We start from the raw sequence: 13829 nt of genomic DNA on the forward strand, positions 1-13829 counted from the left end.
TATGCAGGGCCATGATTACAGAGCTTGGTCACTACGCCCTCATCCTCGCCTTTCTCGTGGCGATCGTGCAGTCCGTCATTCCGCTGGTTGGCGCGTCCAAAAGGTGGACGGGTTGGATGACTTTTGGGGAAACCGCTGCGGTGGCCCAACTGGTGCTCATGACGTTTTCTTTCAGTGCGCTGGTATGGGCCTTTGCCACATCGGATTTCTCGCTGCGCATCGTGGTCGAGAACAGTCATTCGGCCAAGCCAATGCTTTACAAGATCAGCGGGACATGGGGAAACCATGAAGGGTCCATGTTGTTGTGGGTCTATATCGTGGCCATATTCGGTGGGATGGCTGCGATTTTTGGGGCGGGTTTGCCGCCTACACTGAAGGCGCGCGTGCTGGCTGTTCAAGCCGCGATTGGCGTGGCGTTCTATGCCTTTATCCTGTTCACATCGAACCCCTTTGACCGGCTTGTCGTTGCACCCTTTGATGGGCGGGACCTGAACCCATTGCTTCAGGATCCCGGTTTGGCGTTCCACCCGCCGTTCTTGTACTTGGGTTACGTGGGTCTCAGCATGGCGTTCAGCTTTGCCGTAGCTGCTTTGATCGAAGGCCGTATCGACGCAGCATGGGGTCGGTGGGTGCGCCCGTGGACACTGGCGGCGTGGGTTTTTCTGACCATTGGGATCGCGCTGGGGTCTTGGTGGGCCTACTATGAATTGGGCTGGGGTGGGTTCTGGTTCTGGGATCCTGTCGAGAATGCGTCGTTCATGCCTTGGCTTCTGGCTGCTGCTTTGCTGCATTCCGCCATCGTTGTCGAAAAACGCGAGGCGCTGAAAAGCTGGACGATCCTGTTGGCGATCATCGCGTTCGGGTTCTCGTTGATTGGCACGTTCATCGTGCGCTCGGGCTTGTTAACCTCGGTTCATGCCTTTGCCAACGACCCGGAACGTGGTGTTTTCATTCTGTTCATTTTGGTCATCTTCATCGGTGGTGCGCTGACGCTGTTTGCCGCACGCGCGCAAGCTATGGAGGCCAAGGGCGTCTTTGGCATGGTCAGCCGTGAAAGCGCACTGGTACTGAATAATATACTGTTGGCTGTCAGCTGCTTTGTGGTGTTTTTCGGGACTATGTGGCCGATGGTGGCCGAGATGGCTTTTGACCGGAAACTCTCGGTCGGGGCACCGTTTTTCAATGCGGCCTTTACACCCTTCATGATCGTTTTGGGGATCGTTCTACCTGTGGGCGCAATGATGCCGTGGAAACGCGGCAAGATTGGCAAGGCGGCTTATTCGCTTCGCTACGCCTTTGTATTGGCCGTGGCTTTGGCGATACTGGTCTGGGTCATGCAAACGGGGCGCAGCGCGCTTGGCCCAATTGGTCTGTTCCTTGGCGCGTGGATCACTTTTGGTGCTGCGGTTGATCTGTGGAGCCGTACGGGCCGCAACGGAAGCCTAAGTCGCCTGTTCCGGCTGCCCGGAGCCGATTGGGGCAAAGCCGTTGCGCATACCGGGCTTGGCGTGACCATGTTTGCCATTGCCGGCCTGACCGCGTGGGAGGTTGAGGATATCCGCGTGGCGCAGCCCGGCCAGCCTTTTGAGGTTGGTCAATTCACCCTGACACTGGACGATGTCCGCCGCGTGCAAGGGCCCAACTACTTCTCGACCACCGCCGATGTTCGGGTGGAAAAGAACGGCCGCCCCATGGGTATGTTGCACCCGGAAAAACGGGACTATCCTGTTGCCAGAATGCCAACGACCGAAGCGGCGATCGACTACCGGTTCTTAGGGGATCTTTACGTTGTGATCGGCGATCAGCAGGCTGACGGAGGCTGGGTGATGCGGACCTACATCAAGCCTCTGGCAAACTGGATCTGGGGCGGTTGTATCCTGATGGCGTTGGGTGGGTTCCTTAGCCTGTCCGACAGAAGGTTCCGCGTGGCCGCAGGCGCACGCAAGGCCCCAACAGGCGGAGTGCCAGCAGAATGAAACGCCTGATCCTGATCCTGGCGCTTATCGCGTCGCCTTTATACGCCGTGCAGCCAGACGAGGTACTGGACGATCCGGTCTTGGAACAACGTGCACGCGACCTGAGTACCGGTTTGCGCTGTTTGGTCTGTCGCAATGAAAGCATTGACGAAAGCAATGCCGGACTGGCGCGGGATTTGCGCCTGTTGTTGCGGGAACGGCTTGTTGCAGGCGATAGCGACGAAGAAGCAATCAGCTTCATTGTAGACCGTTATGGGGAATACGTGCTGTTGAAGCCTACCATAACTGGTTCAAACCTGCTGCTGTGGCTTGCGGGACCGATCATGCTGTTGATTGCTGCAGCGGTGGGTTGGGGTTTCCTTCGAAAGCGCGCAGATGCGCACGCGACCGCGGACATTGACGGGCTTAGCGACGCTGAAAAGAAGCGGTTAGAGCAAATTCTGAAGGACTGACCCTTGGTCGGTCTTTCCCTTGACTGTGAATTAAGTCAGGCTTGTCCTCAAGAATAGTGCTTGGGGGGAACCTGATGGATTATGAAACCGTGCTGCTGAACATCTCGGACGATTTGGCGGTAGTGACCCTGAATCGACCGGATAAGATGAATGCGATGACCGCCCAGATGCGGGCCGAAGTCGCATACGCCATGAAAGAGGCCGCAGCCAATGCACGCGCTGTAGTGCTGACTGGGGCAGGGGCCGCGTTCTGTTCCGGACAGGACTTGGGCGATTCCTCGACCACAGGAAAAATCGACCTTGAACGCACGTTGCGGGATGAATACGAGCCCATGCTCGAAACGATCTACAACTGTCCGGTTCCCACCATTGCCGCTGTGAACGGCCCGGCTGCGGGGGCTGGTTGCAATATGGCCTTGTGCGCGGATGTAGTGATTGCAACGGAAAGCGCCTATTTCCTGCAGGCTTTTGCCCGGATCGGCTTGCTGCCGGATGCTGGCGGGACATGGTTTACCCCCCGTCAAATGGGCTTTGCCAAAGCGATGGGGGCCGCTCTGTTTGCGGACAAGATCAGCGCGCGGCAAGCCGATGAGTGGGGCATGATCTGGGAGGCTGTCCCGGATGCCGATTTCGACGCCCATTGGCGACGCCGAGCCGCCTATCTGGCCAACGGACCGACCGCCGGGTTTGGCGCGATCAAAAAGGCGATCCGCGGGACTTACGAAAAGACGCTGGGTGAACAGCTTGAGATCGAAGCCCACCTTCAGGGTGAATGCGGGCGGTCTCGGGATTTTGCCGAGGGCGTTGTAGCCTTCATGCAAAAACGCCCCCCGAAATTCGAAGGGCGTTGAGCTTTACGCGCGGCGGCGGCGGCGGGTCCGGCGCTCTGGCACCGCATCGTCTCCGGTACCATCAGAGGCGGACGAAAACGGCCCCAGCGCATTAGTGATCTGATCTAGTGTCGGGCGCGCTCCACGGGGCGTGCTATCCAACGCCTCGCGCATTTTGCGCAGGTGGTCGGGCATCGTACCGCAACAACCGCCAACAATCGTCGCACCCGCATCACGCGCCATTGCGGCGTATTGCGCCATCAGTTCGGGTGTGCCGTCGTAATGGATGTGCCCATTCACGTATTTAGGAATGCCCGCATTTCCTTTCGATATCACGGGACGTTCTGTGCCCTGTGCAGCAAAACCCAGCACCGTGCGCAGGATGTCCGATGCGCCGGTTCCGCAATTTGCACCAAAGGCAACGGGCGGGTTTGGCAGGGTCTCAACCAGCTGCGCCAGGTCGGCCGACGTGACGCCCATCATGGTGCGACCGGCGGTGTCAAAGCTCATGGTGCCACACCAAGGCATATCGGCAAGAGCAAACGCCTCGGCCGCCGCGCGGAATTCCTCGGGGGCGCTGATCGTTTCCAGCCACAGGACGTCCGCACCGCCCGCTTTCAACGCTTCAGCCTGTTCGTGGAACATTTCGACCGCCCCGGCGTGGGACAGAGCGCCGACAGGTTCCATTATCTCACCGGTCGGACCGACCGAACCGGCAACAACGACTGTCCGACCCGCTTTATCCGCAACTTCGCGACCAAGCTCGGCGCCAATACGGTTCAATTCACCCACACGATTCTGGGCGTCGTGCAACTTAAGCCGAGCTGACGTACCACCGAACGTGTTGGTCAGAAACAGGTCGCTGCCCGCATCAACTGATCCCTGATACAAAGCCCGTATCTTGTCCGGCGCGTCCACATTCCACAATTCTGGTGCGTCCCCGGACTGCAATCCCATATTGAACAAGTTTGTGCCGGTTGCACCGTCGGCAAGGATGGCATCATTTGCGGCAAGAAGATCAGTCAGCGCGTTTGTCATTGGGCGTTCCCGAAAAGTCGGCGGAGCCGAAAAAAATAAGAAGCCCCGTGTCTCATGACCGGGGCTTCAAATCAAATTCATAAAACTCATGAAGATCATGAGTTCAAGGGTAGAGGGTTAATCCGCCTCGCTCAGGATTTGCGATTTGGCTTCGGGTAGAAGTTCAGTCATTTTCGCGCGGATTTCATCGTCAGACGACAGTGATCCCAAGTCACCCGACACTTTGCGGACGACGTCTTCGTGGCCTGCCTCTTCCATATCGGCGATCACGACAGTTTTGGCATAAGCTTCAGCCTCTTCGCCGGATTTTCCCAACTTTTCTGCGGCCCAAAGACCCAGCAGTTTGTTGCAGCGTGCTTGCGCTTTGAACTGCATTTCTTCGTCATGGGCAAACTTCGCTTCAAAGGCGTTTTCGCGTTCGTCAAATGTGGTCATTGGTTGGGGACCCCTTGGATTACATCTCGTCTTTTGCAGATATGACCATAGCAACGCTTCGACGCAAGGGATTTGCGCTGCGTCAAAGGCCCTCGGCTTACTGAACTTGCGGGAAAGGGGGGCTTGGACTATGAGGGCGCAACAAAGTGGGAAATCTCTCGCTTCACAGTCTGGAAGGGTCGCTTATGGCGCGTCGCAAGAAAATCTACGAAGGCAAGGCCAAAATTCTGTATGAAGGTCCCGAACCGGGTACGATCGTTCAGTACTTCAAGGACGACGCGACCGCATTCAATGCGGAAAAGAAGGACGTGATTGACGGTAAAGGCGTGCTGAACAACCGCCTGAGCGAATATTTCATGAACGGCCTGAACCAGATCGGCGTTCCCACACATTTCATTCGCCGCCTGAACATGCGTGAGCAATTGGTGCGCAGTTGTGAAATCGTACCGCTGGAAGTCATCGTGCGCAATTATGCTGCAGGGTCGATGTCCAAACGTTTGGGTATTGCCGAAGGTACTCAATTGCCGCGCCCCATTGTCGAGTACTGCTATAAGGATGACTCGCTGGGTGATCCGCTGGTGACCGAAGAGCACATCGCAGCTTTTGGTTGGGCCAGCCAGCAGGATATGGACGATATCCTAAGCCTCGCGCTGCGCGTAAATGATTTCATGAGCGGCATGATGTTGGCCGTTGGCATTCGTCTGGTCGACTTCAAGATCGAGATCGGGCGTGTTTTCGAAGGCGATTATCAACGCCTGATCGTGGCAGATGAAATCAGCCCTGACAGCTGTCGCCTTTGGGATATCGAAAGTGGCCAAAAGCTGGACAAAGATGTGTTTCGGAGAGATTTGGGCAATCTGACAGATGCCTATTCCGAAGTTGCCCGTCGTTTGGGCGTTTTGCCAAAAAGCAACGTAACCAAGCCGACGCTGATCAACTGAATTTCTGCCCTCAGGGCAAGTCGAAACGCCGCTTCGTCAAGCGGCGTTTTCGTCGAAATATCTTGCGGCTCTGCTTGCGATTTTCAACCCTTTGTGCGGTGTGCTGGTTTTCCTGAGTATGACCGATGGCTACGCGGCACCCGGGCGCAAACGAGTCGCACTGTTCGTGACTGCCATTGTTGTCGCTGTCGCCGTTGGAGTGTTACTGACAGCGGCATTTAACGCGATTGACGCGGATTATCAGGGGCTTTCAGGCAAGAGCTGACTCTGCCTGCGGCAAACTGCGTGCGGACAAGGGTTGTCGAATGGCAAAAGGCGCGCTATCCCCCGCGCAACGGAACGGGCCGTATCCGCTGGCCCTTAGCTGGAGTTGCAGGAATGAAAGCACGTGTGCATGTGATGCTCAAGATTGGGGTTCTCGACCCACAGGGCGAGGCCGTGCGCCACGCATTGGGTGCCATGGGCTTTGACCAGGTCGAAGGTGTCCGTCAGGGCAAGGTGATTGACCTTGAACTGGCCGATGGTGCAACCGAGGCAGACGTAACCGAGATGTGCGAAAAGCTGTTGGCCAATACGGTCATCGAACGCTACGAGATCGAACTGGTCTGACCCCTACCTCCGGAGGCCCCGCCATGCGCGCTGCAGTCATCGTATTCCCCGGTTCCAACTGTGACCGGGATTTGGCCGTCGCTTTTGAACAAGCCGGTTTTCAGGTCGACATGGTCTGGCACAAAGACGCGTCTCTGCCCGAGGGCGTCGATATCGTCGGTGTCCCCGGCGGTTTCTCGTACGGTGACTACCTGCGATGTGGCGCTATCGCGGCGCAATCGCCAATCTGCAAGGCTGTTGTGGAACACACTGAACGCGGTGGCTATGCGGTTGGTGTTTGCAACGGCTTTCAAATCCTGACCGAGACCGGCATCCTTCCGGGCGCTTTGTTGCGCAATGCCGGGCTCAAATATATCTGTCGGACTGTAGGCTTGAAGGTAGAGACCAGCGACAGTGCGTTCACCAACGCTTATAATGCCGGCGATGTCATTGGCATTCCGATTGCGCACCATGATGGAAACTATTTTGCCGATGACGCAACACTGTCCACACTTCGTGATCAAGACAGGATCGCGTTCACCTATACCGAGAATCCCAATGGGTCGGTCGGCGATATCGCGGGCATCTTGTCGGAAAACCGTCGCGTTCTTGGCATGATGCCACACCCCGAGCGCGCTGCCGACGAAGGTCACGGCGGCACAGACGGCACGGCATTGTTCCGCGCATTGTCGGGTGTTCTGGCACCCGCGTGACTTGAGGTTGCACTCAAGCCCGCGTAGTTTCCGGGCATGAGTTCCGACACCCAATCTGGCTGGTCTTCTATTAAAAATCCGTTCCGGGGCGCTCCTTTGGGGTGGCGTCTGCGGGTCGCGGTTTCGATCCTTTTGATTGCAACCGTTGGAACGATTTGGGTGACCAACCGTTTGCTGACGGACCGTTTTACTGAATCGACCCGAAACAGAGCCGAAGTACGCCTTGCGCTGTATTCGGGAAACTTGCTGAGCGAACTGCGGCGGAACGCAATTGTTCCGCAACTACTGGCTCGTGATCCGACACTGATATCGGCGCTTCAGTCCAGCGACTATACCCTATCGACACAGCGCCTTATCTCGTTTGTCGAGGAGATCGGCGCTGCATCACTGATGTTGTTGGACAGCGATGGGCGGACCGTGGCTGCAACCGACAGGAACCGATTAGGCGAAGCGCATCGAAACTCGCCTTACTATGTGGATGCCGTTCGTTCCAATGCCACGATTTTTACGGTCATTCAGAATGAGGCGGGGGGATACAGTTTTGTCTATTCGCGCCGCATGGACTCTGGAGCAGATATTCTGGGCGTTATCGTCGTTGAAGTCGATTTGCAGAAATTCGAACGCGCCTGGGCGGGTATTTCTGATGCTGTGATGGTTGCAGATAGTACGGGTACGGTCATTCTGTCGACCGAACCGCGGTGGCGCGGGTTGGACGAAAGCACTGCGATTCAGCGGCAACCGCCTGAAAACGCCATTGAGCGGGCGATCCGCGCAACCGCTGATTGGACCGCGCTGCCGCCGGACGCTTATCTGCAGGGCGAAGCCGTTATGCGTATGGATACACGCATCCCGTTCCGCGGTTGGACGATCACGTCTTTCACAACTTACTCGTCCATCCGGGAAAAGGTGAACAGTGTAATTGCGCTGGAAATCATGGGGTTTGCGATTCTTCTTGCTCTGGCTTTCTACGCTCTCAGCCGCCGGGCGACGTTCCGCATGGCATTGTTTCAGCGCGAGTCGGCAGAGCTTCGCGCATTGAATGCACGCCTGCAGCGGGAAATCGCTGAGAGAGAACGGGTTGAAAAGACGCTGGAAGTTGCCGAACAGACGCTGGCTCAAAGCTCGAAACTGGCCGCGTTGGGCGAGATGTCGGCCGCTGTCAGTCACGAGCTTAATCAACCTCTGGCTGCAATGAAAACTTATCTGGCAGGCGCGCGCCTGCTGCTGCGCAGGAACCGCCCCGAAGAGGCTCTGGCCAGCTTTGGCCGTATCGATGGACTGATCGAGCGGATGGGTGCGATAACCCGTCAGCTCAAATCCTATGCTCGGAAGGGCGCGGATGCGTTTTCCCCTGTAAATCTTGGCGAAGCGCTGGCTTCGGCCCTGTCGATGATGGAGCCGCAATTGCGTCAGCGACACGTCAAGATCACCCAAATTCTGCCAGAAGAACCGGTGTTTGCACTGGGGGACCGAATGCGGATTGAGCAGGTAATGGTCAACCTCTTGCGTAATGCGCTGGATGCCACCAAATCTGTGTCTGAACCGGATGTAGAAATCATTCTGGCTGCAGGGGATATGGCGGTGCTGACGGTGCGGGACAATGGCCATGGAATCGAGGATATCGAAAACCTGTTCGAGCCTTTCTATACCACCAAGCAGCCGGGCGATGGCGTCGGGCTGGGGCTTGCCATCTCCTCCGGGATCGTGAACGACCATGGGGGACGGCTGACTGCGCGCAACAGCCCCAACGGGGGCGCGGTGTTCGAGATGCAGCTGCCTATACTTGGAAGCGATGGCCTAGAGGCCGCGGAATAACGGGGAAAGACTATGGCACAGGCCATGAAGATCGCCATTGTGGACGACGAACAGGATATGCGGCAGTCAATCAGTCAATGGCTGGCACTGTCAGGATACGACACGGAAACATTTGCCAGCGCTGAAGATGCGCTCAAAGTTCTGGGGCCGGATTATCCAGGGATCGTTATTTCGGATATCAAGATGCCGGGAATGGACGGTATCCAGTTGCTGAAAAAACTCATGGGAGCGGACAGTACGCTGCCGGTGATCATGATTACCGGGCACGGGGATGTGCCGATGGCTGTGGAAGCCATGCGCGTGGGCGCGTTCGATTTTCTGGAAAAGCCCTTCAATCCCGACCGGATGTCGGAACTGGCCAAGCGTGCCAGCAACGCTCGGCGCCTAACCTTGGACAACCGGGCACTGCGGCGCGAGCTGTCAGATGGCACGCAGATCATGAGCAAGCTGATCGGGGCCAGCCCGGTCATGGAACGCCTGCGCGAGGATATTCTGGATCTGGGGCAGGCCGATGGTCATGTGCTGATCGACGGTGAAACCGGTACCGGCAAGACCTTGGTGGCGCATGCCTTGCATGCGGTGGGTAGCCGGGCTGGTAAGAAATTCGTTCTGATTTCTTGTGCAGCCCTTGAAGAAGAAGCGCTTTCCAAACGGTTGTTCGGCCCCATGATGCCCGAGGATGCCCAACTGCCTGCCGTTGAAGAGGCGCGCGGCGGGACCTTGGTTCTGGAAGACGTTGAAGCGCTAAGCGATACGCTGCAAGCGCGCTTGCTGAGTGTGATGAATGATCAGGGTACGCCTGCCGAGACGCGGATTATCGCGATCTCGAACCTTCAAGAAGCCGGTAAGACTTCTGAAGATGTTCTGCGGCCGGACTTGTTTTATCGGCTGGCTGCGTTGCGTATCACCATGCCGCCGCTGCGCCAGCGTGGCGAAGATATCCTGACATTGTTCACCCGCCTGAGCGAACAATTCGCCGAAGAATATGGCTGTGATGCGCCACAAGTCAGCGCACAAGAGGCTGCGCAGTTGCTACAGGCGCCTTGGCCGGGAAATGTGCGACAACTGATCAACATCGCCGAGCGCGCGGTTTTGCAATCGCGTCGCGGTTCGGGAACGATTGCGTCGTTACTGATGTCGGATCATGAAGAAATGCAACCCGTCATGACAACGGAAGGCAAGCCCCTGAAGGAATATGTTGAGGCGTTCGAACGGATGCTGATCGACAATACCATGCGCCGTCACAAAGGCTCGATCGCGTCTGTAATGGACGAGCTTTGTTTACCGCGGCGAACGTTGAACGAAAAGATGGCCAAATACGGGCTGCAACGTTCGGACTACTTGTGAGGGAAGAGAGGGGGCCAGCCCCCTCTTGAGCCTTCAGCTCAATTCACCCCTGAGATATTTTTGGCCAGATGAAGCGATCCCTGTTGTCAGAAGTGCAGGGATTGCAGTTTGCCCATTGTCTTTTCCACAGGACTGCTTTTATTGTACCTGAACGGGCCGGGCCGTTTTTGGTGCCCAAAAGTCCCGAATCTTTGAGTTTCGCTGCAACGCCGCAGGTGGTGACCTAATCCCACACAGGCCGCGCAGACCGATTGTGCCCCGAACTGGGGCAGTTGAACGCCTGAGCCCGTGGTTGCGGGTGAAAGGAATATAATGGGCAGACAGCGTCAAGGCGCGTCTGTCGGAGAAGAACCGCGATGACGCGCGCGCAACGATTGACTATACGGGCAGGGGGCCACAGCGCCAGACCCTGCCGCGCGCCGTCCGAAATCGCCCGTACAAGACACCTCCCCAAAAGCGCCTGTCCGCCTGGACGGGTCAGGACAACGCGTTTGGCGCGGTGCACCAAGGACACATGGCTAAGAAAATGCTTATCGATGCCACCCACGCCGAGGAGACTCGGGTTGTGGTGGTCGATGGAAACAAGGTCGAGGAGTTCGATTTTGAGTCCGAAAACAAACGTCAGCTTGCTGGCAACATCTATCTAGCAAAAGTAACGCGGGTTGAGCCGTCTTTGCAGGCGGCCTTTGTGGATTACGGCGGAAACCGGCATGGTTTTCTGGCGTTTTCCGAAATTCATCCCGACTACTACCAAATCCCAGTTGCCGATCGTGAAGCGCTGATGGAGGAAGAACGCGCTTATGCCGAGGCCATGAGGGCTCGGGATGAGGCGGAAGAATCCAAGCCCAAAAAGCGCCGTTCGCGGTCGCGGACCAAAGCTGCCGATGTTAAGTCGGATGATGCAGTCGAGACGCTTGAGGTGTCTTCGGAACCCTCGGGTATGGAAACGATTGATCTGGATGAGGGCGACGAACAACCCGAGATGGCTGTGCCCGAAGGGACTTCCCCAGCGGATCACGTGGCGGACACTCCCGTTGAGGAACCGCTCGACGACGTGGAAGCACCAGATGCGGAAACTGTAGAAGCAGCAGACGCACCGGAAAGTGCCGACCCCACTGTAGAGGAAGAAGTTGCCTCGGATTCAGCGGGTGAAGAGACCCAAACAGAGGACTTGGAAACATCCTCCACCGACGAGGCGGGTCAGGTTGATACTCAACCCGACGTCGACGCTGTTGCGTCGGAAGACGCGCCGTCGGATGCTGACACTGAGCAAGCTGAAGGCAAGGCTGACTCCGATGAGCCGGACGATACCGAAGCCCGCGCGGATGCTACCGCAAAAGACGACACGATCGAATCTGTTGCGGATGAGGATGACAGCGAAGACATTCGCCCTCCGCGCAAGCCGCGCCCGCGCCGGTACAAAATCCAAGAGGTGATCAAGGTCCGGCAGGTTCTGCTGGTTCAGGTCGTCAAAGAAGAGCGTGGCAACAAGGGCGCAGCGCTGACCACGTATCTCTCGTTGGCCGGTCGCTATTGCGTGTTGATGCCAAACACAGCGCGGGGTGGCGGGATCAGCCGCAAGATCACCAACGCACCGGACCGCAAGAAACTGAAAGAGATCGCGGCCGATATCGACGTGCCGACTGGTGCCGGCCTGATCATTCGGACCGCTGGGGCCAAACGGACCAAATCCGAGATCAAGCGTGACTACGAATACCTGCAGCGTATGTGGGAGCAGATCCGCGAGTTGACGCTCAAGTCCATAGCGCCGGCCAAGATCTATGAAGAGGGCGACCTGATCAAACGTTCGATCCGCGATTTGTACAATCGCGATATCGACGAGGTACTGGTCGAAGGCGAGGGCGGGTACCGCATCGCCAAGGACTTCATGAAGATGATCATGCCGTCCCATGCCAAGAACGTGAAACGGTATGAGGATGCGCTGCCGTTGTTTGCGCGCTATCAGGTGGAAAGCTATCTGGCCGGGATGTTCAACCCGACTGTGCAGCTGAAATCGGGTGGCTACATCGTAATCGGTGTGACTGAGGCATTGGTAGCGATCGACGTCAACTCGGGCCGGGCGACCAAAGAAGGCTCGATCGAGGAAACCGCGCTCAAGACCAATCTCGAAGCGGCCGAAGAAGTGGCGAGACAACTGCGCCTGCGCGATTTGGCCGGTCTGATTGTCATCGACTTTATCGATATGGACGAGCGCAAGAATAACTCGGCCGTCGAAAAACGCCTCAAGGATAAGTTGAAAACGGATCGGGCGCGCATTCAGGTTGGTCGTATTTCCGGCTTCGGCCTGCTTGAGATGAGTCGCCAGCGGTTGCGCCCGGGTATGCTGGAAGCAACGACGCAGCCTTGCCCATCCTGTCATGGAACCGGATTGATCCGTTCGGACGACAACATGGCGTTGACCATTTTGCGTCAGATCGAAGAAGAAGGTACTCGGCGCCGCTCGCGCGAGGTTTTGGTGCGCTGCCCCGTCAGCATCGCGAATTTCCTGATGAACCAGAAACGTGAGCATATCGCCCAAATCGAGTCGCGCTATGGTCTTTCAGTTCGTGTGGAAGGGGATATCCATCTGGTCAGTCCGGATTTCTCGATGGAGAAATTCAAGACTGCAAGTCGGATTGTGCCCGAAGCGACGGCGCCGGTCGTTTCGGTAGATGCATCGCTGATGGATCTTGTTGACGCGGATGAAGAAGAAAAGGTCGAAGAGGAAACGCCTCAGACAGATGAAGAAGCCAAGCCCAAGCGCAAGCGCCGCCGCCGGCGCCGCAAGAAGGGCAATGGAAATGGCGAAACGGCTGAGGTGAGCGCAGATGACGTTGAGGCCGCAGAGGCGCCCACTGGAGGAGAAGCAGCACCGGTCGAAGTAGAAGAAACCAACGCTGCAGAGTCCGTTCCGGCGGAAAGCGGCGAGGAAGAGGCCAAACCCAAACGCCGCCGTGCGCCACGTCGTAAAAAGAAGGAAACCACACCGGTTGCTTCCGAAGGCGAGTCGGTTGAGTCTGCTGAGGTGCAAACTGAAGTGGTCGAAGAAGCCGTCGTAAAGGAACCGGCTGCACCGGCGGATTCGAATGAAGTCGAACTCGCTGACGATATTGTTGCTGAAAGCACTGAGGCGCCCGAGGCGGAAGAGCCTGTAGCAGCAGTCGCAGAGGAAAGTCAGGAACCGGAGGTAGCGCCGGAACCGGAACCGGAACCAGTAACAGAAGAGCCGGTACTTGAGGTCGTTGCCGAGGAGCCCGCAGAACCTGCGAAGCCCAAGCGGCGCGGATGGTGGTCACTGGGACAATAAACGAAAAGGCGGGCGAAAGAGCCCGCCTTTTTTGTAACATTCACGGCTTAAACTTAGCCTTTTTTCTGGATCAGGTAGACTTGATGGCCTTCGGTTTCTTCTTGCGAAAGCAAGTGGTGACCGCTTTCGCTGCAGAAATGCGGGACGTCAATAATCGCAGCAGGATCGTCGGCCAGAACACGCAGAACTGCCCCGGAGGGCATTGATTTCAAACGTTTTCTAGCCTTCAAAACGGGCAAGGGACAAAGCAGGCCCAATGCGTCGAGAGTTTCAGTTGGGTTTGACATAGAGATGAAATATTTCCACTTTGCCCGGGTGTCCAGCGTGCAACCACGAGGATGTGACTGAATGGCCTCGTGACGTTCGCCGCATCATACCATATGTGCT

The 13829-nt window shown here is 57.0% G+C and carries 13 protein-coding genes; 10 read left to right on the top strand and 3 right to left on the bottom strand.

Going from position 1 to position 13829, the window contains the following annotated elements; all coding sequences use genetic code 11:
* Window positions 1-11: 11 nt before the first annotated feature.
* The 3 genes from J7380_RS17210 to J7380_RS17220 all read left to right on the top strand — a co-directional run bounded on the left by J7380_RS17210 (window position 12) and on the right by J7380_RS17220 (window position 3279).
* Entirely contained in the window at window positions 12-1976 is a 1965-nt protein-coding gene (locus J7380_RS17210; protein ID WP_209196947.1) for a heme lyase CcmF/NrfE family subunit, read from the top strand.
* The gene (locus tag J7380_RS17215; RefSeq protein ID WP_209196948.1) at window positions 1973-2428 is read left to right on the top strand and encodes a cytochrome c-type biogenesis protein; all 456 of its coding nucleotides are present in this window, start codon (window positions 1973-1975) and stop codon (window positions 2426-2428) included. The genes J7380_RS17210 and J7380_RS17215 overlap by 4 nt, the downstream gene beginning before the upstream one ends.
* A gap of 74 nt (window positions 2429-2502) precedes the next feature.
* The gene (locus tag J7380_RS17220) at window positions 2503-3279 is read left to right on the top strand and encodes an enoyl-CoA hydratase-related protein (protein WP_209196951.1); all 777 of its coding nucleotides are present in this window, start codon (window positions 2503-2505) and stop codon (window positions 3277-3279) included.
* A 3-nt stretch (window positions 3280-3282) separates the two neighbouring features.
* Here the strand turns inward: J7380_RS17220 and bmt are convergent, their stop codons facing one another.
* Both bmt and J7380_RS17230 read right to left on the bottom strand, forming a co-directional pair.
* Window positions 3283-4296: a betaine--homocysteine S-methyltransferase gene (gene bmt / locus J7380_RS17225; RefSeq protein WP_209196953.1), complete on the bottom strand. Its 1014-nt coding sequence runs from the start codon at window positions 4294-4296 to the stop codon at window positions 3283-3285.
* Between the two features lie 117 nt (window positions 4297-4413).
* A complete protein-coding gene (locus tag J7380_RS17230; RefSeq protein WP_170751086.1) occupies window positions 4414-4731 on the bottom strand; it encodes a DUF1476 domain-containing protein in 318 nt (105 codons plus the stop codon).
* Between the two features lie 185 nt (window positions 4732-4916).
* Here J7380_RS17230 and purC point away from each other — a divergent pair, with 185 nt between their 5' ends.
* From purC to J7380_RS17265, 7 genes are all read left to right on the top strand, one after another.
* Window positions 4917-5672: a phosphoribosylaminoimidazolesuccinocarboxamide synthase gene (purC, locus tag J7380_RS17235; protein ID WP_209197287.1), complete on the top strand. Its 756-nt coding sequence runs from the start codon at window positions 4917-4919 to the stop codon at window positions 5670-5672.
* Between the two features lie 118 nt (window positions 5673-5790).
* Window positions 5791-5937 (top strand): hypothetical protein, encoded by a 147-nt coding sequence (locus J7380_RS17240; protein WP_209196955.1) that lies wholly within the window; start codon window positions 5791-5793, stop codon window positions 5935-5937.
* Between the two features lie 113 nt (window positions 5938-6050).
* Entirely contained in the window at window positions 6051-6281 is a 231-nt protein-coding gene (purS, locus tag J7380_RS17245; protein WP_209196957.1) for a phosphoribosylformylglycinamidine synthase subunit PurS, read from the top strand.
* Window positions 6282-6304: 23 nt separating this feature from the next.
* The gene (purQ, locus tag J7380_RS17250) at window positions 6305-6973 is read left to right on the top strand and encodes a phosphoribosylformylglycinamidine synthase subunit PurQ (RefSeq protein WP_170354099.1); all 669 of its coding nucleotides are present in this window, start codon (window positions 6305-6307) and stop codon (window positions 6971-6973) included.
* 36 nt (window positions 6974-7009) lie between these two features.
* A complete protein-coding gene (locus tag J7380_RS17255; RefSeq protein ID WP_209196982.1) occupies window positions 7010-8788 on the top strand; it encodes an ATP-binding protein in 1779 nt (592 codons plus the stop codon).
* 12 nt (window positions 8789-8800) lie between these two features.
* Complete coding sequence (locus tag J7380_RS17260; RefSeq protein ID WP_170354101.1) at window positions 8801-10135, top strand: sigma-54 dependent transcriptional regulator; 1335 nt, start codon at window positions 8801-8803, stop codon at window positions 10133-10135.
* A gap of 514 nt (window positions 10136-10649) precedes the next feature.
* Window positions 10650-13442 carry an Rne/Rng family ribonuclease gene (locus J7380_RS17265; protein WP_209196984.1) on the top strand — a complete coding sequence of 931 codons (2793 nt, stop codon included), beginning with the start codon at window positions 10650-10652 and terminating at the stop codon, window positions 13440-13442.
* A 53-nt stretch (window positions 13443-13495) separates the two neighbouring features.
* On the opposite strand, the gene J7380_RS17270 is transcribed toward J7380_RS17265, so the two are convergent.
* On the bottom strand, window positions 13496-13729 hold the full coding sequence (locus tag J7380_RS17270; protein ID WP_170751096.1) for a sulfurtransferase TusA family protein: 234 nt from the start codon (window positions 13727-13729) through the stop codon (window positions 13496-13498).
* Window positions 13730-13829 lie beyond the last annotated feature (100 nt).

It is taken from the genome of Ruegeria sp. R8_1 (genome assembly GCF_017743815.1).
GTDB lineage: Bacteria > Pseudomonadota > Alphaproteobacteria > Rhodobacterales > Rhodobacteraceae > Ruegeria > Ruegeria lacuscaerulensis_A.

What these genes read in the sequence shown, in the direction of transcription:
- J7380_RS17255 (WP_209196982.1), top strand. Translation starts at nt 7,010, where the DNA reads ATGAGTTCCGACACCCAATCTGGCTGGTCTTCTATTAAAAATCCGTTC.
- J7380_RS17230 (WP_170751086.1), bottom strand. Translation starts at nt 4,731, where the DNA reads ATGACCACATTTGACGAACGCGAAAACGCCTTTGAAGCGAAGTTTGCC.
- J7380_RS17265 (WP_209196984.1), top strand. Translation starts at nt 10,650, where the DNA reads ATGGCTAAGAAAATGCTTATCGATGCCACCCACGCCGAGGAGACTCGG.
- purC (WP_209197287.1), top strand. Translation starts at nt 4,917, where the DNA reads ATGGCGCGTCGCAAGAAAATCTACGAAGGCAAGGCCAAAATTCTGTAT.
- bmt (WP_209196953.1), bottom strand. Translation starts at nt 4,296, where the DNA reads ATGACAAACGCGCTGACTGATCTTCTTGCCGCAAATGATGCCATCCTT.
- J7380_RS17260 (WP_170354101.1), top strand. Translation starts at nt 8,801, where the DNA reads ATGGCACAGGCCATGAAGATCGCCATTGTGGACGACGAACAGGATATG.
- purS (WP_209196957.1), top strand. Translation starts at nt 6,051, where the DNA reads ATGAAAGCACGTGTGCATGTGATGCTCAAGATTGGGGTTCTCGACCCA.
- J7380_RS17220 (WP_209196951.1), top strand. Translation starts at nt 2,503, where the DNA reads ATGGATTATGAAACCGTGCTGCTGAACATCTCGGACGATTTGGCGGTA.
- J7380_RS17240 (WP_209196955.1), top strand. Translation starts at nt 5,791, where the DNA reads ATGACCGATGGCTACGCGGCACCCGGGCGCAAACGAGTCGCACTGTTC.
- purQ (WP_170354099.1), top strand. Translation starts at nt 6,305, where the DNA reads ATGCGCGCTGCAGTCATCGTATTCCCCGGTTCCAACTGTGACCGGGAT.
- J7380_RS17210 (WP_209196947.1), top strand. Translation starts at nt 12, where the DNA reads ATGATTACAGAGCTTGGTCACTACGCCCTCATCCTCGCCTTTCTCGTG.
- J7380_RS17270 (WP_170751096.1), bottom strand. Translation starts at nt 13,729, where the DNA reads ATGTCAAACCCAACTGAAACTCTCGACGCATTGGGCCTGCTTTGTCCC.
- J7380_RS17215 (WP_209196948.1), top strand. Translation starts at nt 1,973, where the DNA reads ATGAAACGCCTGATCCTGATCCTGGCGCTTATCGCGTCGCCTTTATAC.